This window comes from Planosporangium mesophilum, assembly GCF_016863255.1.
Taxonomy (GTDB): Bacteria; Actinomycetota; Actinomycetes; order Mycobacteriales; family Micromonosporaceae; genus Planosporangium; species Planosporangium mesophilum.
Genome location: NZ_BOON01000022.1, coordinates 16,158 through 39,177 on the forward strand (window position 1 = coordinate 16,158; position 23,020 = coordinate 39,177).

22 protein-coding genes are annotated in these 23,020 nt (G+C 71.6%); 4 read left to right on the forward strand and 18 right to left on the reverse strand.

Going from position 1 to position 23,020, the window contains the following annotated elements; translation table 11 throughout:
- Positions 1 to 59: 59 nt before the first annotated feature.
- Complete coding sequence (locus Pme01_RS12270) at positions 60 to 815, reverse strand: SDR family NAD(P)-dependent oxidoreductase (RefSeq protein WP_168115576.1); 756 nt, start codon at positions 813 to 815, stop codon at positions 60 to 62.
- Positions 816 to 886: 71 nt separating this feature from the next.
- Positions 887 to 2,776 carry a Na+/H+ antiporter NhaA gene (nhaA, locus tag Pme01_RS12275; RefSeq protein ID WP_168115575.1) on the reverse strand — a complete coding sequence of 630 codons (1,890 nt, stop codon included), beginning with the start codon at positions 2,774 to 2,776 and terminating at the stop codon, positions 887 to 889.
- Positions 2,777 to 2,875: 99 nt separating this feature from the next.
- On the opposite strand from nhaA, the gene Pme01_RS12280 reads away from it, so the two are divergent.
- Positions 2,876 to 3,700 carry a slipin family protein gene (locus Pme01_RS12280; protein ID WP_168115574.1) on the forward strand — a complete coding sequence of 275 codons (825 nt, stop codon included), beginning with the start codon at positions 2,876 to 2,878 and terminating at the stop codon, positions 3,698 to 3,700.
- Between the two features lie 48 nt (positions 3,701 to 3,748).
- The gene (locus tag Pme01_RS12285) at positions 3,749 to 5,071 is read left to right on the forward strand and encodes an outer membrane protein assembly factor BamB family protein (protein ID WP_168115573.1); all 1,323 of its coding nucleotides are present in this window, start codon (positions 3,749 to 3,751) and stop codon (positions 5,069 to 5,071) included.
- Between the two features lie 2 nt (positions 5,072 to 5,073).
- On the opposite strand, the gene Pme01_RS12290 is transcribed toward Pme01_RS12285, so the two are convergent.
- The 4 genes from Pme01_RS12290 to Pme01_RS12305 form a co-directional block, all read right to left on the reverse strand.
- The gene (locus Pme01_RS12290) at positions 5,074 to 6,243 is read right to left on the reverse strand and encodes a cation:proton antiporter (RefSeq protein WP_168115572.1); all 1,170 of its coding nucleotides are present in this window, start codon (positions 6,241 to 6,243) and stop codon (positions 5,074 to 5,076) included.
- Positions 6,244 to 6,251: 8 nt separating this feature from the next.
- On the reverse strand, positions 6,252 to 6,740 hold the full coding sequence (locus Pme01_RS12295; RefSeq protein WP_203935581.1) for a cation:proton antiporter regulatory subunit: 489 nt from the start codon (positions 6,738 to 6,740) through the stop codon (positions 6,252 to 6,254).
- Positions 6,741 to 6,796: 56 nt separating this feature from the next.
- Positions 6,797 to 6,973 carry a hypothetical protein gene (locus Pme01_RS12300; protein ID WP_168115570.1) on the reverse strand — a complete coding sequence of 59 codons (177 nt, stop codon included), beginning with the start codon at positions 6,971 to 6,973 and terminating at the stop codon, positions 6,797 to 6,799.
- A 90-nt stretch (positions 6,974 to 7,063) separates the two neighbouring features.
- Positions 7,064 to 7,435, reverse strand: coding sequence for a hypothetical protein (locus tag Pme01_RS12305; RefSeq protein ID WP_168115569.1), 372 nt, complete (start codon positions 7,433 to 7,435; stop codon positions 7,064 to 7,066).
- Positions 7,436 to 7,576: 141 nt separating this feature from the next.
- Here Pme01_RS12305 and Pme01_RS12310 point away from each other — a divergent pair, with 141 nt between their 5' ends.
- Positions 7,577 to 8,626: a zinc-dependent alcohol dehydrogenase family protein gene (locus Pme01_RS12310; RefSeq protein WP_168115568.1), complete on the forward strand. Its 1,050-nt coding sequence runs from the start codon at positions 7,577 to 7,579 to the stop codon at positions 8,624 to 8,626.
- A gap of 55 nt (positions 8,627 to 8,681) precedes the next feature.
- Here the strand turns inward: Pme01_RS12310 and Pme01_RS12315 are convergent, their stop codons facing one another.
- From Pme01_RS12315 to Pme01_RS12360, 10 genes are all read right to left on the reverse strand, one after another.
- The gene (locus tag Pme01_RS12315; protein WP_168115567.1) at positions 8,682 to 9,158 is read right to left on the reverse strand and encodes a (2Fe-2S)-binding protein; all 477 of its coding nucleotides are present in this window, start codon (positions 9,156 to 9,158) and stop codon (positions 8,682 to 8,684) included.
- A 9-nt stretch (positions 9,159 to 9,167) separates the two neighbouring features.
- On the reverse strand, positions 9,168 to 11,513 hold the full coding sequence (locus Pme01_RS12320; RefSeq protein ID WP_168115566.1) for a molybdopterin cofactor-binding domain-containing protein: 2,346 nt from the start codon (positions 11,511 to 11,513) through the stop codon (positions 9,168 to 9,170).
- Between the two features lie 149 nt (positions 11,514 to 11,662).
- Positions 11,663 to 12,904, reverse strand: a complete 1,242-nt coding sequence (locus Pme01_RS12325; RefSeq protein WP_168115565.1) for a PucR family transcriptional regulator — start codon at positions 12,902 to 12,904, stop codon at positions 11,663 to 11,665.
- Positions 12,905 to 12,961: 57 nt separating this feature from the next.
- The gene (locus tag Pme01_RS12330; RefSeq protein WP_239088186.1) at positions 12,962 to 13,585 is read right to left on the reverse strand and encodes a DUF5666 domain-containing protein; all 624 of its coding nucleotides are present in this window, start codon (positions 13,583 to 13,585) and stop codon (positions 12,962 to 12,964) included.
- Positions 13,578 to 14,786 (reverse strand): ABC transporter permease, encoded by a 1,209-nt coding sequence (locus Pme01_RS12335; RefSeq protein ID WP_168115564.1) that lies wholly within the window; start codon positions 14,784 to 14,786, stop codon positions 13,578 to 13,580. Before Pme01_RS12335 ends, Pme01_RS12330 begins: the two co-directional genes overlap by 8 nt.
- A complete protein-coding gene (locus Pme01_RS12340; RefSeq protein WP_168115563.1) occupies positions 14,783 to 15,541 on the reverse strand; it encodes an ABC transporter ATP-binding protein in 759 nt (252 codons plus the stop codon). Before Pme01_RS12340 ends, Pme01_RS12335 begins: the two co-directional genes overlap by 4 nt.
- Positions 15,538 to 16,962 carry an efflux RND transporter periplasmic adaptor subunit gene (locus tag Pme01_RS12345; protein ID WP_203935575.1) on the reverse strand — a complete coding sequence of 475 codons (1,425 nt, stop codon included), beginning with the start codon at positions 16,960 to 16,962 and terminating at the stop codon, positions 15,538 to 15,540. Before Pme01_RS12345 ends, Pme01_RS12340 begins: the two co-directional genes overlap by 4 nt.
- 24 nt (positions 16,963 to 16,986) lie before the next feature.
- Complete coding sequence (locus tag Pme01_RS12350) at positions 16,987 to 18,549, reverse strand: sensor histidine kinase (protein WP_168115561.1); 1,563 nt, start codon at positions 18,547 to 18,549, stop codon at positions 16,987 to 16,989.
- Positions 18,539 to 19,252, reverse strand: coding sequence for a response regulator transcription factor (locus tag Pme01_RS12355; RefSeq protein ID WP_168115560.1), 714 nt, complete (start codon positions 19,250 to 19,252; stop codon positions 18,539 to 18,541). Before Pme01_RS12355 ends, Pme01_RS12350 begins: the two co-directional genes overlap by 11 nt.
- A 96-nt stretch (positions 19,253 to 19,348) precedes the next feature.
- Positions 19,349 to 20,668 (reverse strand): efflux RND transporter periplasmic adaptor subunit, encoded by a 1,320-nt coding sequence (locus Pme01_RS12360; protein ID WP_168115559.1) that lies wholly within the window; start codon positions 20,666 to 20,668, stop codon positions 19,349 to 19,351.
- Positions 20,669 to 20,983: 315 nt separating this feature from the next.
- On the opposite strand from Pme01_RS12360, the gene Pme01_RS12365 reads away from it, so the two are divergent.
- Positions 20,984 to 21,376, forward strand: a complete 393-nt coding sequence (locus Pme01_RS12365) for a hypothetical protein (RefSeq protein WP_168115558.1) — start codon at positions 20,984 to 20,986, stop codon at positions 21,374 to 21,376.
- On the opposite strand, the gene Pme01_RS12370 is transcribed toward Pme01_RS12365, so the two are convergent.
- Both Pme01_RS12370 and Pme01_RS12375 read right to left on the reverse strand, forming a co-directional pair.
- A complete protein-coding gene (locus Pme01_RS12370) occupies positions 21,377 to 22,183 on the reverse strand; it encodes an SAM-dependent methyltransferase (RefSeq protein ID WP_168115557.1) in 807 nt (268 codons plus the stop codon). It lies immediately after the preceding gene.
- Positions 22,184 to 22,263: 80 nt separating this feature from the next.
- The gene (locus Pme01_RS12375) at positions 22,264 to 22,968 is read right to left on the reverse strand and encodes a TetR/AcrR family transcriptional regulator (protein WP_168115556.1); all 705 of its coding nucleotides are present in this window, start codon (positions 22,966 to 22,968) and stop codon (positions 22,264 to 22,266) included.
- Positions 22,969 to 23,020 lie beyond the last annotated feature (52 nt).

Here is a 23,020-nt window from a genome sequence, read left to right on the forward strand (position 1 = left end):
GGGTTTTCCGGGTCAGCGGGCGCGGAGAATCCTTCTCAGATCATGGGGAGGCGCGACGATCAGCGGCCGCCGGAGACGGTGATGTCGCTGCCGGTGACGTACGACGCCGCGGGCGAGATCAGCCACGACACGGTGGCCGCGACCTCCTCGGAGCGGCCCATGCGACCGAGCGGGGTGCGCCCGGCGGCGTCCTCCGCGCCCGGGATCGCCGCCGCCATGTCGGTGGCGATGATGCCCGGCGAGACGCTGTTGACGCGGATCCCTTCGGCGCCGACCTCGTTCGCCAGGCCACGGGTGAACGTCAGCAGGGCGCCCTTGGTCGTCGCGTAGGGCACGAGCCCCGGCAGGCCGCCGGTCCGGGCGGCGACCGAGGCGACGTTGACGATGGATCCGCCCGCGCCGCCGCGCGCCGTCGACATCGCCCGTACGGCGTGCTTGGCGCAGACCATGGGCCCCACGACGTTGACCCGCATCAGCTGGGTCAGCTCGTCCGCGTCCCGCTCGTCGACGCGTGCCCCCTCGCCGAGCATCCCGGCGTTGTTCACCAGCGCGGTCAGCGGACCCAGCTCGTCGCGGGCCCGCTGGAACATCGTCGCGACCTCGTCGGGTGCCGTCACGTCGGCGCGTACGGCCACCGCCCGGCCGCCACCCGCTTTGATCGCGGAGACCACCGACCCGGCGCCGTCGGCGTCCCGCGCGTAGTTGACGAGCACGCCGTACCCGTCCCCGGCCAGCTTGACGGCGATCGCGGCGCCGATACCCCGGCTGGCGCCGGTGACGATCACCGCGCCCTTTCCCTGCTCGGTCACTGTCATTTGTAGATCTTCCCCTCCTCCTCATGATCGCGGAGACTCTTCCGTGCTCCGACCCGGAAAAGTTCCCGGGATCATGAGTGGAAGACCATGGCCCGCGCCTTGGCCGCCCGCACCTCGGCCGAGAGCGTGTCGATGTCGTACGCGCCATGGTGGCGTCGGCCGTTGATGAAGAACGTCGGCGTACCGGAGACCCCGCTCAGGTCGGCCGAGTCCACGTCGACCGCGACCCTGGCCGCGCCGGTCCGGTCGCGCAGGTGCTCGGTGAAACGCTCCACGTCCAGGCCCAGCTCCCGGGCGTACCGGACGAGGTCCCGCGCGGTCAGCCCGCCCTGGTGCGCCAGCAGTACGGCGTGCATCTCCCAGAACTGTCCCTGGTCCGCCGCGGCCTCGGAGGCCTCGGCGGCGAGCTGGGCGTGCGGGTGCACGTCGGTGAGCGGGAGGTGGCGCCAGACGTACCGCACGTCGCCGTGCCCGGTGAGCAGGTCCCGTACCACCGGCTCGGCCTGTCCGCAGTACGGGCACTCGAAGTCGCCGTACTCCACCAGGGTGACCGGTGCGTCGTCGCGCCCGCGGACGTGGTCGCGCCCGGGGTCGACCGGGGCCGCGAGGTCCACGATCGGTTCGGCCGCACCGAGCAGCGCGCGGAAGCGTCGCGGCGGCGACAGCAGCGCGGCGGCGCGGAAGACCACCCAGGTCAGTACCGAGGAGACCAGCGCGGCGGTGAGCACGCCGAGCTTGGCCTGCTCCAGCGCCACGCCGTTGAAGGCGAGGTCGGCGATGAGCAGGGAGACGGTGAAGCCGATGCCGGCGATGGTGCCGGCCCCGGCGACCGCGGCCCAGCCCACCGGCGGCCGCAGCCGGCCACGGCTGAGCCGGCTGACCATCCAGGTGGTACCGAGGATGCCGGCCGGCTTGCCCAGTACGTACCCGAGCACGATGCCGAGCGTGATCGGTGAGGTGAACGCGGCCGTCAGGAAGCCGGCGTTGATCGCGATTCCGGCGTTGGCGAGCGCGAACAGCGGCACGATCAGGTAGCTGGTCCACGGGTGGTACAGCTGCGCCAGCCGCTCGTTGGGGGAGATCGCCGAGGAGAGGCCGAGGCTCGCCGTACGGGCCAGCTGCGGCGTGGGTTGCTCGCGGAACAGGCGGAACAGGTCGCTGGCCCGGACGAGGTCGTCCCGCGCGGCCGGGTACGCGTACGTCAGCAGGCCCATCACCAAGCCGACCACGATCGGGTCGATGCCCGACTCATACACGGCGACCCAGGCGGCCACCCCCAGCAGCGCGTAGACCAACCCGGCCCGTATCCGCGCGGCGCGGACGAACAGGATCACCACGAAGATGCCGAGCGCCACCAGCAGCGCGAGGGCGCGCACCCGCTGGCTGTAGGCGACCGCGATCACGGCGAGTGCGATGAGGTCGTCGACCACGCTGACGGTGAGCATGAACGCCCGCAGCCGGTCCGGGAAGCGCGGACCGACCAGGGCGAGCATGCCCAGTGCGAAGGCGGTGTCGGTGGCCATCGTGGTACCCCAGCCGTGCGCCGACGGCCGGCCTGCGTTGACCGCGAGGTAGATCGCGACCGGTACCACCATCCCGCCGACCCCGGCGAGCACGGGCAGCGTCACCCGCCGCCGTTCGCGTAGCTCACCCATGTCGAACTCGCGGCGCGCCTCCAGCCCCACCACCAGGAAGAAGAACGTCATCAGCCCGCTGTTGACCCAGTGGCGCGCGTCCTGCGACACGGACCAGTCGCCCAGGCTCACCGACAGCGGGGTGTGCCACACCGTCGCGTACGAGGACGGGTGGAGGTTCACCCACGCCAGGGCGGCCAGCGTGGCGGTGAGCAGGACCGCTGCGCTGCCGGTCTCGGTACGCAGGAACTGGCGCAGCGGGGTCTGGATGCTCTTGGCCCAGTTCGTCCGCCCCAACCACGGCCTCGCGGAAGCCTGCCCGGTCATCCTGGAATTGTCCCGCCGTCTGACCGAGCAGGCGTCGTCACGCGCCGAGCTACCATCCGCGTATAGAGGGCGACCGGTCTCCAAAGGCGGGAGCTTGTCATGACTGTCCTCGATGTACTGATCGCCGCGCTCGCGCTTGGAGCGGGCGGGTTCGCTGCGAGCGCCCGGATCGTCAAGCAGTACGAGCGGGGCCTCGTCTTCCGGTTCGGGCGGGTGCTGTCGGCGGTACGCGGCCCAGGTCTCACCGTCGTCGTGCCGGGGGTCGACCGGCTGCGGAAGGTGAACATGCAGATCGTCACGCTGCCGGTGCCGGCGCAGGACGGCATCACGCGTGACAACGTGACGGTCAAGGTCGACGCGGTGGTGTACTTCAACGTCGTCGACCCGGTCCGGGCGATCGTGAACGTGCAGGACTACCGCTTCGCCGTGTCGCAGGTCGCGCAGACCTCGCTGCGTTCGGTGATCGGCAAGAGCGACCTGGACGACCTGCTGTCCAACCGGGAGCGGCTCAACCAGGGCCTGGAGATGATGATCGACAGTCCCGCGCTGGACTGGGGCGTCCACATCGACCGGGTGGAGATCAAGGACGTCTCGTTGCCGGAGTCGATGAAGCGTTCGATGTCGCGGCAGGCCGAGGCCGAACGGGAGCGGCGGGCCCGCATCATCACCGCCGACGGGGAGTTGCAGGCGTCGCACAAGCTCGCGCAGGCCGCGGCCACCATGGCCGACACCCCGACGGCGCTGCAACTGCGGCTGCTGGAGACGGTCGTTGAGGTGGCGGCCGAGAAGAACTCGACCCTGGTCCTGCCCTTCCCGGTCGAACTGCTGCGGTTCCTGGAGAGGAGCGCGGGGGAGCCCGGCACAACGTCCGAGAAGTCGTGGTCTCCGGCCCCGGCTGAGACCACGACTTCCGAGAAGCTGTGACGATCTTGGAGCGCGATTACGGCGGTTGCAGCGGGGGAGTTCCCCGCGGTGCGTCGTTCCCTGATCGCTGCGGTGGCGGCCGTCGCAGCGGTGTTTCTCCTGGTCTCCACGTGTGACCCGCCGCCTCGGGCGGCTGCGACGGACTGGACCACGTACCACCGCGACAACGGCCGGTCCGGGGTGGCGTCAAGGCTACCGCCGCTCGGCGCGCTGAGCAGGGACTGGGAGGTCCGGCTGGACGGCGCGGTCTACGGCCAGCCGCTCGTGGTGGGGGACCGGATCTTCGCCGCGACCGAGAACGACACGGTGTACGGGCTGGACGCGGCCACCGGGCGGGTGCTGTGGTCGACGCACCTCGGGACCCCGGTACCGCTGTCGAAGCTGCCCTGCGGCAACATCGACCCACTGGGGATCACGAGCACGATGGTCTACGACCGGGTGACGCGGCTGGTGTTCGCGCTGGCCGAGACGACCGGGGGCGCGCACGTGCTGGTCAGCATGGACGCCGCGACGGGCCGGGTACGCCAGCGGCGGGCGGCCGAGCCGCCGACCGGCGACCGGCTCGCCCACCAGCAGCGGGGCGCGCTCACGCTGATGGGCGGCCGGGTCTACATCCCGTACGGCGGGCTGTCGGGCGACTGCGGCGACTACCGGGGCTCGGTGGTCGCCCTGCCGGTCACCGGCTTCGGCCCACCGGTCAGCTACCACATCCCCACCACCCGTGAGGGTGGCATCTGGGCGCCCGGCGGCGGCGTCGCGGTCGGCGACCGGTTGCTGTACTCGGTCGGCAACGGCGAGTCGAAGACCGGGTACGACGGCAGCGACTCGGTGATCGCCCTCGACCGCGACCTGCGCCTGGTCGACCGGTTCACGCCCACCACCTGGGTCGAGGACAACGCCGCCGACGCGGACCTGGGCTCGATGACGCCGGCCCTCGTCGGCTCCTACGTGTATGCCAACGGCAAGCGCGGCGTCGGGTACACGCTGCGGCGCGACCGCCTGGGCGGCCTCGGTGGGCAGGTGGCGCAGGCGTACGTCTGCCCGGCCTTCGGCGGCGCCGCGGTCAGCGGGAACACGGTCTTCGTACCCTGCTTCGACGGCGTACGGGCGGTCACGGTCGACGCCGCCGGAAAGATCACCGTCGGCTGGCAGATGGTGATGTCCGGCGGCGGCTCGCCGGTGGTCGGTGCAGGCGCGGTCTGGGCCGTGGACACCGGGCCCGGAACCCTGTACGCGCTCAACCCCGCCACCGGCGACGTCCGCCAGCGGATCGCCGTCGGACCCGTACCGCACTTCGCCTCGCCGACGCTGGCCCACGACCGCGCCTACGTCGGCACGATGACCGGCGTGGTTGCCGTCGGGTGGACGTGAACCTAGGGCACCTTCACGTCCCGACGCCGTAGCCGCCGCGCCAGCGGCTCGGCGGCACGGGCGAGCAGCGGGCCGGCGACGGCGAGGATCAGCACGTACGCCGCGGCGAGCGGGCCGAGGCGCGGGTTGACCCCGGCGGCGACGGCCAGCCCGGCGATGACGATGTTGAACTCGCCGCGGGGGATGAGCGCCGCACCGGCCCGGAGCCGTCCGGTGGTGGCGGTGCCGAGGCGGGCGGCGGCGATCCAGCCGGTGAGGAGCTTGGTACCGATGCCCGCGACGGCCAGCAGCGCCGCGATCCCGGCGACCGGAGGCAGGTCGCCCGGGTTGGTGTGCAGTCCGAAGAAGACGAAGAACACCGCGGCGAACAGGTCCCGCAGCGGGCTGAGTAGCTCCCGCGCGGTGTGCGCGAGGGGGCCGGACAGCGCGATGCCGACCAGGAACGCCCCGACGGCGGCGGAGACCTGCAACTTCTGGGCGACCCCGGCGACCAGTACCGTCAGGCCCAGGACCTTGAGCAGGACCACTTCGTCGCTCGGGCTGGCCACGAACCGTTCGACCGCCCAGCCGAAGCGCAGCGCGACCAGCAGGATCACCCCGATGGTCAGGGCCGAGACGGCCAGCGTGATCGAGCCGCTCACCAGGCCGGCGCCGGCCAGCAGGGCGGTGAGGATCGGCAGGTACACGGCCATCGTGAGGTCCTCGAAGACCAGCAGCGACAGCACCGCCGGGGTTTCCCGGTTACCGAGCCAGCCCAGATCGCCGAGGACCTTGGCAGTGATCCCGGACGAGGTGACGTAGGTGACGCCGCCCATCGCCACCGCGGCCACCGGTCCCCAGCCCAGTACGAGCGCCGCGATCACGCCGGGTGCGGCGTTCAGGACCAGGTCGATCAACCCGCCGACGGCGGACGAGCGCAGGGTGCCGACCAGTTCGCCGGCGGTGTACTCCAGGCCGAGGGTGAACAGCAGCAGGATGACGCCGATCTCGGCGCCCGCGGAGATGAACTGGTCGCTGGTGGCCAGCGGCAGGATCCCGCCCTGCCCGAAGGCGAGCCCGGCCAGCAGGTACAGCGGGATGGGGGAGATGGAGAACCGCACCGAGACGGCGCCGAGCAGGCCCAGGCAGAGGATGATCGCGCCCAGTTCGATCAGCATCACGGATCCGTGCATGGGCGCTCCTATCCGTCAGCCAGGATCGCGGCGACCGCCGAGGTGCCCTCGGCGGTCCCCACCGCCACGACCACGTCACCGGCGCGAAACACGAAGTCGGGCCGGGGGCTGGCGATGACCTCCCGGTCGCGGACGACCGCCACGATCGATGCGCCGGTACGGGTACGGGTGCGGGTGTCGCCCAGGCTCCGTCCGTCGTACGCGGAGCCCGCCATGATCGGGATCTGCTCGCTGACCAGCCCCTCGACCTGCCGGTGCAGTTCGGCCAGGCGCTCCACGATGCGGGCCGCGCCGAGCAGTTCGGCCAGCGCGTTCGCCTCCTCCGGGTTCAGTACCACCGCCTCCGAGGCGCTGTCGGGATCGTCGCGGCGGTAGATGACCAGATCCCTCCGGCCATCGCGGTGGGAGACCACGCCGACACGGCGTCCGCGGGCGGTGGTGAAGACGTGCTGCAACCCGATGCCGGGTAGCGGCGTGCGCTCAAGGTCCACAGCGATTCCTTTCCAGTTCACGTGGTGGCCGGTCCGGGCGCCCGGCGCCGGACCGGGACGGATCAGACGCGGCTGAGCACTCCGTACGCCGCTCCCATGACCCCGGCTGCCTGGAGGACCATCAGGCCGATCATTCCCAGGGCGGGTTCGTTGCGGCGGAGCATATCGACCAACAGCCACATAGCGGCGGCGACGGTGGCGAACGTGAGAACAAAAAGAATGATCATGAAATCCCTCACGGAGATGGCGAAGCGCAGCGTCGGACGCGCCCACGGGCGGGTCCGAGTGCGGAGGTCATCAGGAACGTGATCGTGGAAAGCTTTCCACGATCACCGTGAGGGTGGGGCTCTCCCACGCGAGGTCGACGCGCCTACCGCGGCGGGCAGGGTCCACGTCCACGACGTCGTCCGGGACCGGACACCGGGCGGGAGCAGGGCGGCCAGCAGGGCGGCCAGCGCCAGTACGAACAGCAGCGCACCGCCGTGGCCACGGCCGGCCATCAGGCGGGGGTGCCCCGGCCGCTCGCCGGCCAGGACGGCGGTGCCGCTCGGGTCCGCGACCATGACGGCCGCCGGCGAGGGGGTGTCGAGCCGGCCGGGCCGGTCGGCGTCGGCGGCACGGCAGATCGCCGCGCCGAACGCCAGCACGAGCGCCAGCAGTACGGCGGAGATCCGCCACCCTGCCCGCTCGCGCCCCACCATCGGTCCCTCCGTCACCGCCGTCGTTTGATCGAACCCTACCTGGTGGCGACCACGGATCGTGTCGGTGGAACGATGATCGCTACGGTGGGTATAAGGCGATTGGCCGCTGATGCCGACCCGATCAGGACGGAGAACTCCGACATGCGCGCAACCATGATCTACGGTCCCCGCGACATCCGGCTGGAGGAGGTACCGGATCCCGCCGTCCGGTACCCGACCGACGCGGTGGTCCGGGTCGTGGCCTCCTGCGTGTGCGGCTCCGACCTGTGGCCCTATCGCGGCGTGCGCCCCACCGACGAGCCGCACCGGATCGGGCACGAGTTCGTGGGCGTCGTCGAGGAGGTCGGGGCCGGGGTCCGTACCGTGAAGCCCGGAGACTTCGTCATCGCGCCGTTCGCGATCAGCGACGGTACCTGCCCGCACTGCCGCAACGGCATCACCACCTCGTGCCAGAACGGCGGTTGGTGGGGCGCCGGCGACGAACCCGGATCGTCCGGCGACGCCGGTCAGGGTGAGCGGGTACGGGTACCGCTGGCCGACGGCACGCTGGTCGCCACGCCGGAGCAGCCCGACCCGGCGCTCGTACCGAGCCTGCTGACCCTGTCCGACGTGATGGGTACCGGTCACCACGCCGCGGTGTCGGCCGGGGTGACGAAGGGCAGCACGGTCGTGGTCGTCGGGGACGGTGCGGTCGGCCTGTGCGCCGTCCTGGCCGCCGGCCGGCTGGGCGCCGAGCGGATCATCGCCATGTCGCGGCACGCCGATCGGCAGGCGGTGGCGCGGGCGTTCGGGGCCACCGACATCGTCGCCGAGCGCGGCGAGGAGGGCGTCGCCTCGGTCAAGGACCTGCTCGGCGGGATCGGCGCGGACGCGGTCCTGGAGTGCGTCGGCACCAAGGAGTCGATGGAGCAGTCACTGAACTCGGCCCGGCCGGGCGGGTACGTCGGCTACGTCGGCGTACCGGCGGGCGGCCCGGAGTTGCCGATCGAGAAGATGTTCGGCAGCAACGTCAATGTCGCCGGTGGGGTCGCCCCGGTCCGCACGTACCTGCCCGAACTGCTCACCGACGTGCTGAACGGCACGATCGACCCGGGCCGGGTCTTCGACCTCGAACTGCCGCTGGACCAGGTGGCGGAGGCGTACGCGGCGATGGACGAACGCCGGGCGATCAAGACGCTGCTGCGCCCCTGAAGTGGCTGCCCTGCGTGGGTCGCGGACGAGTCATGCGTCCACGACCCACGACAGGTCACATCTTGCGCGCGCCTGCCTTGATGGCCTCGCGAATGCGGGTGTACGTGCCGCACCGGCAGATGTTGCGGAGCTCGTCGACGTCCGCGTCGCTGACCTCGTGCCCCGCCGCACGGGCCTGCTTGACCTTGGCGACGGCGGCCATGATCTGACCGGGCTGGCAGTAGCCGCACTGGGCGACGTCGTAGTCCAGCCAGGCCTCCTGCATCGGGTGCAGGTCCTTGCCGACGGTCGCCGGCAGGCCCTCGATGGTGGTGATCTCGTCGGTGGGCTTGATGTCGGACACCTGCACCGAGCACGGATTGAACGCCTTGCCGTTGATGTGGCTGGTGCACGCCTTGCAGACGTCCAGCGCGCACCCGTACTTCGGGCCGGTGACGCCGAGCAGGTCGCGTAGCACCCACAGCAGCCGGACGTTGTTCTCGGCTTCGACGGTGACCTGTTTGCCGTTGAGCTTGAAAGTGTGACTGGGCATCGGGTTCCTTTAGAAGGTGTGGTCGAGGCCGTCGGTGGGCGACTGCGGTGTGGACGGCTCCAGCGGCAGCGGCTCGAAGCCGAGGGTGCCGTGGTTGATCGGGAAAGAGGTCGGCATGGCTCCGGTGGCCCGGGCGTACGCGCAGGCGATGGCGGCGACGGCGGGCGCCACCGCCAGTTCTCCGGCGCCACTGGGGGTGTCGCTGGTGTTCGGCATGATGATCACCCGTAGGTCCAGCGGCGAGTTCCACTGCCGGGTGTAGAAGTAGTTGTCCCAGCTGCCTTCCAGCGGAATGCCGTTCCTGACGTGCAGGCTGGAGGTCAGTACCAGTGCGATGGCGTCCTGCACACCGCCGATCATCTGCGCTTCCAGGCCGCGCGGGTTGATGGCGAAGCCGGCATCGACGACCACCAGCGCCCTGGTCACCCGGGGGCCGGTCACGCCCTCACCGCGGATCGGCCGGTTCACCGTCTGCGGCCGGCAGTCGATCTCAGCCAGTACCGCCACCGCGCCCCGGTACTCCGAATGCAGCCCGATGCCCTGGGCGGTTCCGGCCGGCATCGGCTTGCCCCAGTTGCCGGCCTCGGCCGCCTTGTTCAGCACCGCGAGCAGCCGCTGATCCCGCAGGAACTCGCGGCGGAACCGGACCGGATCCTTGCCCATCTTCGCGGCGAGCTGGTCCACGACGAGTTCCTGCGCGCACACCACGTTCGGCGAGTAGATGTTGCGCATGCTGCCGGTGTTGAACTTGAGCGGGACCTCGTTGAGCACCTGGGTAGTGACCCCGAAGTTGTACGGGGAGGACTGGGTCAGCTCGAAGATCGTCTCGGCGAAGCTGAGGTTGCCCCCGACCGGCAGGTGCGCGGCGGTCGCGGTGATCATCTCGCCGAGCCCGTGGCCGAAGTCCGTCTGGACGCTGGTGTGCCGCTGCTCGTAGCTGAGCACGTTGCCCAGCGCGTAGTTCACCCGGACCCGGGAGATCGACATCGGGTGGGTGCGGCCCTGGCGGAAGTTGTCGGTACGCGACCACGACAGCTTCACCGGCTTGCCCATCTTCTGCGAGATCTCGGCCGCCTCGGCCGCCACGTCGTGGAACAGGTGCCGGCCGAACGAGCCGCCACCCTCGACGACGTGCACCTTCACCGCCGATACCGGCAGCCCCAGCCGCGCGGCGATCTGCTCCTGGGCGACGATCGGCACCTTCAGGCTCGCCCAGATCTCGGCCCGGTCCGGCCGGACGTCGGCGATCGCGTTGTCCGGTTCGAGGGGGCTGTTGCTGGCGAACGCGAAGGTGAACTCGGCGTCGATCGTCTTCGACAGCAGCGGTGGCACGGTCATCGGCACCTGGGCCGCGCGGAGCTTGGCCTTGACGGTGTCGTCGGATTCGCGGTCGACCGTACCCGGGCCCCAGGTCACGTCGAGCGCCTGGATCGCGTCGATGCACTGGCCGAAGGTGTCGCCGCGGACCGCCACGCCGTGGGTGATCGCGACGACGTCGGTGATGCCCGGCATGGCCCGGACGGCGGCGGCGTTGTTGACCGACACCACGGTGCCGTTGATCGTCGGCGGTCGGGCCACCATGGTCGGCTTGGCGTTCGGGACCTGTAGATCCATCCCGAACTTCTTGCGGCCCGTGACGATGTCGTGAGCGTCGATCCGGTTCTGCGGCTTACCGAGGATCGTGAACGTCGACGGCGACTTCAGCGTGGCGGAGACCGCGGTCGTCTGCCGGCTGGCCGCCGCCGTCGTCAGCGATCCGTAGCTCGCGGTCCGGCCGCCGGGGCCGGTGACGACACCGTTTCGGGTGCTCAACCCGGATGCCGCCACACCCCACTGCGCGGCGGCCGTCTCGACCAGTCGCTGCCGGGCGATCGCGGCCGCCGTGCGGACCGGGACGTACATGCTGCGCATCGAGTTGGAGCCGCCGGTGAGCTGGTTCATCATCAGTTCGGGACGCGCGTCCGCCAGGGTGACGGAGACCTTCTCCAGCGGCAGGTCCATCTCCTCGGCGACCATCATCGCGATCGCCGTCGTCATACCCTGGCCGACCTCGGCACGGGGTACGGCGAAGGACGCGGTGCCGTCGGTGTTCACCTGGACCGAGATCAGCCCGGAGGTGGGTGCGGCGGCGAGGTTCTGCAGGTCGCCGAGGTCGAACAGCTCCTCCGGCTGGGGCAGCGTGGGTACCGACGCGTAGGCCCGCTGCGGGTCGGTCGCCTCAGCCGCCCAGCTGACGGCCACCGCCAGGGTGGGCGCGGCGACGAGGTACCCGAGGAAGCGACGGCGTCCGAGCCCGCCGGGTTTGTCAGCCGACCCGTCGGCTGGGCCGTTCGGCGAACGGCGTAGTTCGGCCATGGAGGCTTCCTCTCCGAAACCCGTGGTTAACCATTGCTGGGAAGGCAGTGTGCCATCGATCACATCCGGCAGGCATGGCCAGCGTGCATACATTCATCCCAACCGCGTTGTGCACGTTGCACAGCGAATGGGCCGGCGCGGTCAGCGGATCAGCCGTGCGGGGTCGGCGGGAACAGCCGGGCTGCGCGTAGCGCGAGCCCGAGTTCGACCTGGAAGGCGGCGGCGGTGAGGTCGCGCCCGGTGATCTGGTGAATCCGGTGCAGCCGGTTGAGCACAGTGTTGCGATGGCAGTGCGCCAACTCGGCGGTACGCCTGATGGAGCCGGCCGCGGCCACCCACATCTCCAGGGTGTCGAGCAGGAGTTGGCGTTCGGCGGCGGGCAGCGTCATCAGGGGCGCCAGCCACAGCTCGACGAGTTGCCGGGCCAGCTCCGGGGAGCTGAGCAGCAGCGCTTCCGGCAGCCGCTCCGCCAGCGACGCGACCTCGACCCGGTCCGCCGGCAGGGTCCGCCGGGCGAGCGTCGCCTGCCGGTACGCCACGTCCACATCCGACAGCCGGGACACCACGCCGGACAGGCCGGCGGGGGTGCGCACCGCGCCGCGGAGCACGCCGAGCACCACGTCCAGGGCCACGGTCCCCAGCGCGAGCAGCCCGACGAGCGTGTGCGCACGCAGCTGCCAGACCGAGTCGACCCGGGCGCCGGCCAGCCGCCGCTCGAGCAGAGTGGCGGCCCGGTCGTCCTCGTCCTGGACCTCGACGGCCACTACCGCATACCGCCCGTCCACCGGGACGCCGAGGGTCCTCGCCGCCTCGTAGGCGAACGCCAGGTCCTTCGCCCGGCCGTGCAGCAGCCCTTCCCACAGGGCGGCCCTGCGCTGTTCGTCGGCCCGGACGAGATGCCGCTCGGCGCTGTGATAGGCCACCGCGACCCTGGACGACGTGCTGTCGACGACCTCCCACACCTTGCCCGCCACGTCCAGCAGCGCATCCATGTCGACCATGCCCTGCTCGCGCGCCTCGTCGATCAGCGCCTCCCACACCAGCCGCCCGCCGAGGCGGAACGACCGCAGCACGTCATCCAGCGGCATCCGCTGTTCGGCCCGGCGCCGGCCGGTCGCGTACGCCGCATCGAAGTAGTCGTCGATGTGGAAGTAGTCGTCGACCGCGGACCGGTCCGGCCGGTGCTCCATGCCGGCGACCAGTTGCAGGACCCGGGTGATGTTGTCGTGGCACGACTGCCACAGGTCATCCGCCGGAACCGAGTTCACCTCGAGGTAGCCGGGGTTCTGCTCGTAGATGGTGCGCACCAGCCGGTCGGTCACCGCGGGCACCCGCAGCAGCACGCTCGCGGCCAGCGACTCGGCGGTCCGCGCCCCGTCACGACGTTCCACTTCGCTCATGGTCGGCCCAGCATCGCACGCCGCGCCGACGTCGGTGACGCCCGACGGCTACCTCGACCCCGTCACCTTCGTCGCGGTGACGAGACCGTCGCCGGCCGGGGAGCCCTCGACGGTCACCGGCGTACCGGGGGCCAGGTCACTGAGCGCGCCGCCCTTGGTGACCTGTACCGACGTCGAGCCGTTGGTCCGCACGGTGACGACGTTGCCGTCCGCGGTCTGCACGTACACCGTTGTGCCGTCGACCAGCTTGACGGTGCCGGTGGTGGCGCCCGGGCCGGCGGCCGATGAAGCGCCGGTACGGGCGCCGCCGTTGCGGGCCGCGCCGTTCTGGCCGAAGGCGCCGCCCGCGAAGTTCGACGCGCCGCCCGCGAAGTTCGGCGCGCCGCCGCGACCCGACCCGCTCGCCGGCGTGCCGAAGTGCTTCTGCACCTGCGCGCCGGCGAGGAACCCACCGGCCGCGAGGACCAGGCCGGCGAGCACGGCCGTGGTACGCGTGGCGTACCGGCGCGGTGCCCGCGCCGCCAGTTGGTCGCTCAGATCGTCGGCGAACGGGTCGCTGGCAAGGTCAACGGCGTCGACAGGGTCGACGGGGTCAACGGGCGAGTGCAGTTCGACCGTGTCGTACACGGCGTGCCGTCCGGGGCTGTCCAACGGGATCGTGTCCTCACTCATAACGAAGCGCCTCGATCGGTCGAAGTCCCGCCGCCCGGCTGGCCGGGTAGCTGCCGAAGAACAGCCCGATCGCGACGGACACGCCGAGCGCGAGCGCCACCGAGGCGGGCACGATGACGGGCTTGATGCCGACGATGGTGAACTGGCTGCCCGCCACCGCGGCGGCGACGCCCAGCAGCCCGCCGATGAGGCTCAGTACCGTGGCCTCGACCAGGAACTGGGTGAGGATGGCACGTCTGGGCGCCCCGAGCGCCTTGCGGATGCCGATCTCGCGGGTGCGTTCCGTGACCGTCACCATCATGATGTTGGTGATGCCGATGCCGCCGACCAGCAGGCTGATCGCCGCGACCGCGCCGAGCAGCACGGTGAACGTCTTCGCGCTGTCCTGGCGGGCCGACAGCAGTTGGGACTGGTTGAGAATGCGGTACGGCGGGCTGGCCGGGTTGGTGACGTGTAGCTTCTGGTTGAGGATCGCGCTCACCTCGGCCTGGGCCGCGTCGACCGCGTCCGGCCCGGTGGCCTGGACCAGCAACTGGTTGAGCGGGCCGTAGCCGGTCAATGACTGCTGTACGGCGGTGATCGGCGCGATGGCGATGTCGTTGGGGTCGTTGAAGCCCGTACCGCCCTTGTCGGCCAGGACCCCGACGACGGTGAACAGCGTGCCCGAGACGGTGAGCTGCTTGCCGACGGGGTCCTCCCGGTCGAACAGCGCCGCGGCGGCGGTCGAGCCGAGGACCACGACCCGCCGGGCCTCCTTGACGTCGTCGGGGGTGAACGGCGTACCGCTGGCGACCGTGTTGTTGGCGGCCGACAGGTAGGCCGGGGTGGTGCCGATGAACTGCCCGAACGTGTGGTCGACGCCCTCGTACGCGGCGTCGGGTGAGCTGGTCACGACCGGCGAGACGCTCTTGACGTCGGGGGCCGCGTTCCGGTCGGTCAGCGCGTCGACCAGGTCGGGCGTCAGCGCCGTGTTCTGGACGGCGCTCGTCGCCTGCCGTACCCCGCCGCTGCTCACGGTCAGCGTGTTGGTACCCAGCCGTTCGATGCTCTGCTGGATCGCCCGGGACGAGCCGTTTCCGACCGCCACGAGCAGGATCACCGCGGCGACACCGATGAGGATGCCGAGGACCGTCAGCCCCGAGCGCAGCTTGTTGGCCAGCACGCCCCGTACGGCGAAGCGGACCGTCTCGACCGGGTTCATCCGGACACCGCCGCGCTCGCGTCGCGGGGCAGCACCTCGTCGCGGCGCAGGACCTCGTCGTGCACGATCTCCCCGTCAACCAGCCGGATCAGCCGCCTGGCGTGGGCGGCCACGTCGGCCTCGTGGGTGATCAGCACGATCGTGCGGCCGCTGCGGTTGAGCCGGTCGAGCACCGCCAGCACGTCCTCGGAGGAGCGGGTGTCGAGGTTGCCCGTCGGCTCGTCGGCCAGGACCAGCGCCGGCGCGGTGACCAGGGCCCGCGCCACCGCGACCCGCTGCTGCTGGCCGCCGGAGAGCTGGTTGGGCTCGTGACCGGCCCGGTCGGCCAGCCCCACGGCGCCCAGCGCCGCGAGGGCCCGGTGGCGGCGCTCGGCGGCCTTCATCCCCGCGTACGCCAACGGAAGCTCCACGTTGGACAGCGCGGTCATCCGGGGGATGAGGTTGAAGGCCTGGAACACGAAGCCGATGCGCCGGTTGCGGACCAGGGCCAGTTGGCGGTCGTCGAGGCGGCTGACGTCGACGCCATCGAGCAGGTACCGCCCGCTGGTCGGGATGTCCAGGCAGCCGAGGATGTTCATCAGGGTCGACTTGCCCGATCCGGACGAGCCCATGATCGCCACGTAGTCGCCCCGCTCGACGGTGAGGCTGACCCCGCGCAACGCGCGTACCTGTGTCTCGCCCGCGCCGTAGACCTTCACGAGGTTCCGCACGTCGAGTACGGGGTGGGGGAGCGCGGGATCGGGGACAGCGGTCATCCGGCACCGCCGGTCCGGCTACCGCCGCCGGTAGCTCCGCCGCCTCGGTTGCCCCCGCCGCCGGTGCCGGCGCCCGGGAAACCGCCGCCGTTGAGACCGCCGCCGCCGAACCGGCCGTTGCCGCCACCGGCGCCGGTGCCGGTACTGGTCGGCAGCGTGAGCGCGACCTGCTCACCCGGATCCAGCCCCGAGGTGACCTCCACGAACTGGTCGCCCTGGACGCCCACCTCGACCTGCCGGGTCTCCCGTTTGCCGTCGGCGGTCACGACGTCAACGGTGTGCCGCTGGCCGGTGCCGCGCACGGCGGCCGCGGGTACCCGTACCGCATCGTCGGCGGACTGGGCGACGGTCACCAGGACGGTCACGGTCTGCCCGATGCGGACCCCGTCGGGCAGCGAGTCGAGGTCGACGGTCACCGCGTACGAGTTGACGCTGTTCTGGGTGGTGGCGGTCGGCGAGATCGTCGACACCTTGCCGGTGACGCGGGTGCCGGACAGGGCCGCCCAGGTCACGTTCGCCACCTGGCCGGTCTTCAGCTTCGTCGCGTCCGCCTCCGCGAAGGACGCCGAGACCTGCATCTTGGACAGGTCGGCGATGCGGATGAAGCCGGTCGTCGCGGATCCGGTCGACGCGGCGGCGGAGCTTCCCGAGCCGCCGTTGGCCCCGCCCGCGCTGCCGCTTCCCGAACCGCCGTTGGCCCCGCCCGCGCTGCCGCTTCCCGAACCGCCGCTTCCCGTGTTGCCACTGCCGGAACCGCCCGACGCGGAGCCTGAACCGCTGCCGGAGCCGCTACCGGAACCGCCCGACGAGCCGGATGATCCGCCCGAGGAGCCGCCGACCGTACCGTTGACGGCGATCACCGTACCCGCCATCGGTGCGGTCAGGGTCGTACCGTCGACCGCCCGCTGGGCCGAGTTGACCGCGTTCTGTGCCTGCGTGACCTGCGCCTGCGCGGAGGCGATCGGCGCCGGGTCCGGCGGTGCGGCCGAATGCGCCCGGGCCAGGCTCTGCTGAGCGGAGGCCAGGTTGGCCTGTGCCGCGCTGAGCTGCTCCTGCGCCGCCGTGGGGCTGACTTTGGCCAGTACCTGGTCGGCCGTCACCGCGTCACCCACCTTGACGTCGATCTCGGTGACCGTGCCTCCGGTGACGAAGTTGGCGGCCGCCGTCGATGCGCTCTGCACCGTGCCGGTGGCCGACACCGACGCGGTCACCGGTCCCTGGGTCACCGGCACCACCCGGCTCGCCGTACCCGACGCCGACGCCGCCGGGTCAGCGGCGGAGACCGTGCGGTAGGACAGGACCGCGGCGACCGCCAGCAGCAGTACCAGTACGGCGTTGAGGACCAGCGCTGGCCGGCGTAGTCGCAGCCGTCGCAAGGGTGACGGCAGGCGTCGCCAGAGGGGCACGGCGGCAAGGGACATGGCGGCCATGGTGCCGATCACCCCTCAGAGCGCCGTTGGGGTTTCCTCATAACTGGCTGGGAGCGGAGAGTCCGGGACTGGAGAGTTCTGTGGGCAGTCCGCCGGAGCCGGTAACAGGACGCGGAAGCGGGCGCCGGTACCGGGGCCGGTGTGCAACTCGACCCGGCCGTCGTGGGCGGTGACGATGGCGGCCACGATGGCCAGGCCGAGGCCGGCGCCGCCGTGGCGGCGCGACCGGCTGGGGTCGGCGCGGTAGAGGCGCTCGAAGACGTGGCGGGCCTCGTCTCCGGCCATGCCGGGCCCGGTGTCGGCGACCTCGATGACGGCGGCCGATCCGTTGGCGGCCGGGGTCGTACCGACGGCTGCCACCGGTTCACCCTGGACCGGGGCGTCGCCGGCGCGGCCGATGCGGATGGTGACGCCGGCCGTGTCGGGGGTGTGCTGCAGGGCGTTGGCCAGGAGGTTGGTGACGACCTGGCGGATGCGGGGTTCGTCGCCGGTGACGGTGACGGGTTCGAAGGTGTCGCGGGTGTCGTCGAGGGCGGCGAGGCGGACGTAGCGGGTGGGTACGCGGACGTGGGCGTCGCGGACGGCGTCGGCGGCGACGGCGAGCAGGTCGACCGGATGCCGCTGCAGGGGGCGTTCCTCGTCGAGGCGGGCCAGCAGCAGCAGGTCGTTGACGAGTAGCCGCATCCGGCTGGCCTCGGCCTCGATGCGGCTCATGGCCTCGTCCAGGGCGGGTCCGGGCGGGGCGCCGCCGCGCCGGTACAGCTGAGCGAAGCCTTGGATGGAGGTCAGCGGCGTGCGGAGTTCATGGGAGGCGTCGGCGAGGAACTGACGCAGCCGCCGTTCGGAGGCGGTACGGTCGGCCAGCGCCGCCTCGATGCGCACCAGCATGGTGTTGAGCGCGGTGCCCAGCCGTCCGGGTTCGGTATGGGGGTCGGTGTCGGGCACCCGCCGCGACAGGTCGCCACCGGCGATCTCGGTCGCGATCTGTTCCATCCGGGTCAGCGGGCGCAGCCCGATGCGGACCACCGCCGCGGCGGCGAGCGCGATCAGCACCAGCACCAGCCCGGTGACCGCCGTGTCCACGAGGATCAGCGTCTGTTCGGTGACCTCGATGGCGTGCAGGGACACCGCGTGCGCCGCGTAGCCCTGGCCGTTCGCGACCGCGACGACCATCACCCGCCAGGCGCCCTCGGTACCGTCGACGGTGTACGGGCGGGCGCCGGCCTTGGCCTTCAGCGCGGCGAACCCGCCCAGCTGCGGCTCGTCCGCCGAGGTGGCCGGGGAGGCGGACCGGAGGGTGCCGTCGGCGTTGTACAGGTACACCCGCGATGAGCTGCCGAAGCCCGCCCCGGCTCGCAGCGCCCGGTTCTCGCCGCGCGGCGGAAGCAGGTTCAGCCGGGACACGGCGCGCGCCTGGAGCCTGAGTTGGGCGTCGACCCGCCCGACGAGCTGCGAGTGCAGCAGGGCCAGTCCGGCGACGTCGGCGACGACCAGGGCGACCGCGGCGAGAATGGCCGTGGTGACAACCATGCGGCGCAGCAGGGTCCACCGCTGCCAGGGCCGCAAGCTACGACTCATCGTCCCGTGGCAGTCGCAGCGAGTACCCGACGCCGCGGACGGTGTGGATCAACGGCGGGTCGAACTTGTCGACCTTGCGGCGGAGGTAGTAGACGTAGGACTCCACGATCCGGCCGTCGCCGCCGAAGTCGTAGTTCCACACCCGGTCCAGGATCTGCGCCTTGCTGACCACCCGGCCCGCATTGATCAGCAGGTACCTGAGCAGGTTGAACTCCGTGGGCGAGAGCTCGATCAGCTTGCCGCTCCGGCGCACCTCGTGCGCCTCGTCGTCGAGTTCGAGGTCGGCGTAGCCCAGCGAGCCGTTGTCAGCGGCCGGCTGCGACCCCGCCCGGCTGCGCCGCAGGATCGCGCGGATCCGCAGGACGACCTCTTCCAGGTTGAACGGCTTGGTGACGTAGTCGTCGCCGCCGGCCGCGAGCCCCGAGATCCGGTCCTCCACCGCGTCCCGCGCGGTCAGGAACAGGACGGGTACCGGCTTGCCGTTGGCCCGCAGCCGCTGGGCCACCTCGAAGCCGTCGAGATCGGGCAGCATCACGTCGAGGACGACGAGATCGGGGTCGAACTCGGCGGCGGCCAGCAGCGCCTCGCGGCCGGCACCGGCGACGCGGACGTCGTAGCCGGTCAGTCGCAGGGTCGCGGACAGCAGTGCGCAGATGTTGGCCTCGTCGTCGACGACGAGTACCCGGCCGGTGTGATCCGTCAATGTCGCTCGCCTCGTGCCTGACACTCCGTAGGTTCTATCGGTTCGACCTGCACAGTGGCTGACAGCAATCTGGGAAAGTGCTGACCGTGGTCGCTGTCAGCCGGTGACGACCAGCTCATCGCCTTCCTGGAGGCCGGATCGGATCTCGGTGTACTGGTCACCGCGCAGCCCGACGGAGACGGTCCGGTGCACGTCGTGCCCGCCGTCGCGGACGGTCACCGTGGCGCTGTTGCTGCTGTCGGATGACGGGTGGACCGCCGCCGAGGGGGCGTACAGGACGTCGGAGGCGGACGCGGTCACCACCGCGACGTCGGCGCTCTGACCGAGCAACAGATCGGCCGGTACCTCGTCGAAGGCCACCAGTACGCCGTAGCGGACCAGCCGGCCCGAGGTCGTGCCGGCCGGGTCGATCTGCGAGACCTTGCCCGTGACCTGGATCCCGTCGCGGTTGGGCAGCGTGACGGTGGCGGGCTGGCCCACGGCCAGGTGTGCGACGTCGGCCTCGGAGAACCCGGCCCGCACCACGGTGTCGGCGACCTCGCCGAGGACGATGAACCCACTGGCGCCCGGCGTCTGGTCGGCGCCGACCGTACCGGCGACGGACAGCACCCGGCCGGCCACCGGCGCCGTGATGGTCGTACCCGCCAGCTTGTCCTGGGCCAGCCGCAGCGCCAGCCGGGCGTTGGTGAGCTGTTGCTGCGCCGACAGCAGGCTGTCGCCGGATCCGGCGCGGCCGGCGGAGGAGCCGGATCCGGCGGCCGGGCCGGTGCAGGGGCGCCCCCCGCCACCCGTCGGGGTCGGCCCGCCGCCCGGTGCGGCGGGCCGACCACTCGGCCGGGCCGGCGCACCGGAGGGGAGCGGCGCGCCGGGCTCGGATCGGGTGCTGCTCGGCTCAGCTGGCGGCGACGGAGTGGCGGACGGGCCGACCGACGTCGACGGGCTCACCGGAGCCGGGCTGACGGCCTCGGCGTGGTTGGTATAGGCCGCGAGCGCCGCCTGGCAGGTCGACGCCCCGGGCGTGGCGGTCTGCTCCGCGCGGGTCAGCGCGTCGACCGCCGAGTCCACGCCGGCCTGGGCCGCGTTGACCTCGTCCTGGACGGCCGAGGCGTCCATGCGGGCGAGCACCTGGCTGGCGGTCACCGAGTCTCCCGGCTTCACGTCGATCTCGGTCACCACACCGCCGGTGCTGAAGCTCAGCCCCCGGGTCTGCGCGGCCTGCACGGTGCCGGCGGCCGACGCGGTCAGCTCGACCACGCCCCGCCGTACCCGTACCGTCGGCGACGCGTTCGCCGCCGGTGTGCCGCGATCGGCGTACGCGACGGTCGTGACCGCCACAGCGCCGGCGGCCACCGCGCCCAGCGCGAGCCACAGTGCCGCGCGGCGCCCACGGAGGCGTACCGGTAGCCGGGATCTCATGGTGCGCCAGTGTGATCGTCCCGGCTCGCCGTTGGCTCAGGCGTACCTCAGAGAAGCCTCAAAGCGCCGGCTGCGAGGCGACTCCCAGCCGATTCCGAGGTCGGTCTGACGCAATCCCCAGCAGGTGTGGTTTTGCTGTGCACGTCGTACGCCCTCGGCCATCAATCGGAGGTCACGGTGCGAAACCGGGTACGTGCTGCCGCTGGGCTGCTGGTTCTGGCCGGCGTGGGCGCGGTGGCTGGGTGTGGGTCCGGGTCACCGTCCTCGGCGGGCGCCCCTGCCGGCGGCTCTGGTCGGGCCGGTATCCAGGCGTACGTGGACTGTCTGAGCCGGCACGGCGTCACCCTGCCGTCGGCCTTCCCGCGCGGGAACCGGCCCAGTGCCCGGCCCAGCGGGGCACCGAGCCGCCAGCCCGGCCGGTTCGGTGGTTTCGGCAACGGGGACCAGCCGCCATCCGGCGTCGACGCGGCGACCTGGCAGCAGGCGCAGCAGGCGTGCGCGTCGCTGCGGCCCAGCCCGGGCACCCGGTCCGGTAACCGCGACAACGGGGCCATCACCGCGTACCGCAACTGTCTGTCCGATCACGGGGTGACGATGTCGGCCGGGCCGGGCGGGCTCGACCAGGCCGACCCGAAGGTGACGGCGGCCATGAAGGCGTGTGAGCCGTTGCGGCCGAGCGGACGCCCGGTGCCGAGCCCGACGAGCTGATCAGGGCTTGCGGCCGACCGCGCCCAGTACCGCCAGCTCCGGCCTGTCGTCGGCCTCCTCCTCCGGGTCGGGGTGCCAGTCGAGGATGGACACGACCCCCGGGTCGACGATCTCGAGCCCGTTGAGTATCGACGCCACCTGATCGGGCGTACGCAGGTAGAACGGGGTGGGGGTGCGCTCGTAGAGCCTGCGAAGGCTCTCCTCCTCGGTGTCGTACCCTCCGGACGGGGCGACGTGCGACACGGCGAAGTAGCTCCCGGACACCAGCGCGTCGCGGATGCTGGCGACGATGCCGGCCGGATCCTCGTCGTCGGAGACGAAGTGCAGCACCGCGTTCAGCAGTACGGCCACCGGTTCGGAGAGGTCGAGCAGGTTGAGGGCCTCGGGGTGGTTGAGGATGTCGGCCGGCCGGCGCAGGTCGCCCTCGATGGCCGTGGCCCGCGGGTTGTCGGCCAGGATGGCCCGTCCGTGCGCGACCGCGACCGGGTCGATGTCGACGTACATCACCCGGCTGTCGGGCGCCGCTGCCTGAGCCACCTCGTGCACGTTGCCCAGGGTCGGTATTCCCGAGCCGATGTCGAGGAACTGGCGTACGCCGGCCGCGGCCAGCCAGCGGACCACCCGCCCCAGGTATGCGCGGTTGGCGTGGGCCATCGGGACGAGCCCGGGCATCATCGCCTCCGCCTGGTGCAGGAAGTCCCGGTCGACGGTGAAGTTGTGGTAGCCACCCAGTGCGTAGTCGTACACGCGGGCGGCGTTCGGCACCGTGACGTTGACGCCCTCCGGAACCCAGGTCGGCAGTTCCACTCCACGCTCCTCACGTCGTCGCAACGGATCCAGTATTGACGCAAGTCGCTGTCTTCAATATCCACCGTGCGGCCGAACCGCTACCGGGAGCGGTCCAGGCCGTCGAGCAGTGCGCGCAGCCCGAAGTCGAAGTCGTAGTCGGGGTCCGGCTTGTCGCCGTACTCGCTGAACCTCAACACCGTCGGGTACTGGCGGGCCGGCAGGACGTCCAGCAGCGTGCTCAGCCCGGTCGGCTCGCCCGCCGCGCGGTGGTGGGCGGTCCCCGCGGTGAACAGCGCCGAGCAGACGACGAAGTGCACCACGGTGAAGTACGTCTGGACGGCGAACCGCGCGTCGCAGCCGTCGGAGTCCATGGCCCGCCAGAACAGTTCGCGGATGCGCATCGCGTTCGGGCCCAGCAGCGGCGACCTGGCAATGACGAGGACGACCGCCTGATGGGTGAGCAGCACCCGGCGGAGGTCGTGCGCGAGGTGCTCGACGGCGTCGCGCCAGCCCAGCGCCTCGTCGGGCTCGGTCAGCTCCCCGAGGACCCGGTCCGCCACCTCCACCAGGAGTTCCTCCCGGCTGGTGACGTGCCGGTACAGCGAGGCGGGGCCGGTGCCCAGTTCGTCGGCGAGCCGGCGCATGGTCAGCTCCGGCAGCCCTTCGGAGTCCAGGACCGCGAGTGCGGCCTCGCAGATCCGCTCGATGGTCAGGCCCCGGCCGCGCGCCCGCAGCCGCCGCTGGTAGCGGGCTCGCCACCAGGCGGGTGAGCCGGGCCGCGCCGCATTGACCGTTGCGAACATCGATCGCTATCTTAGCGAATCATGTTCGCATTGCGGGGATGAGGCACACCGT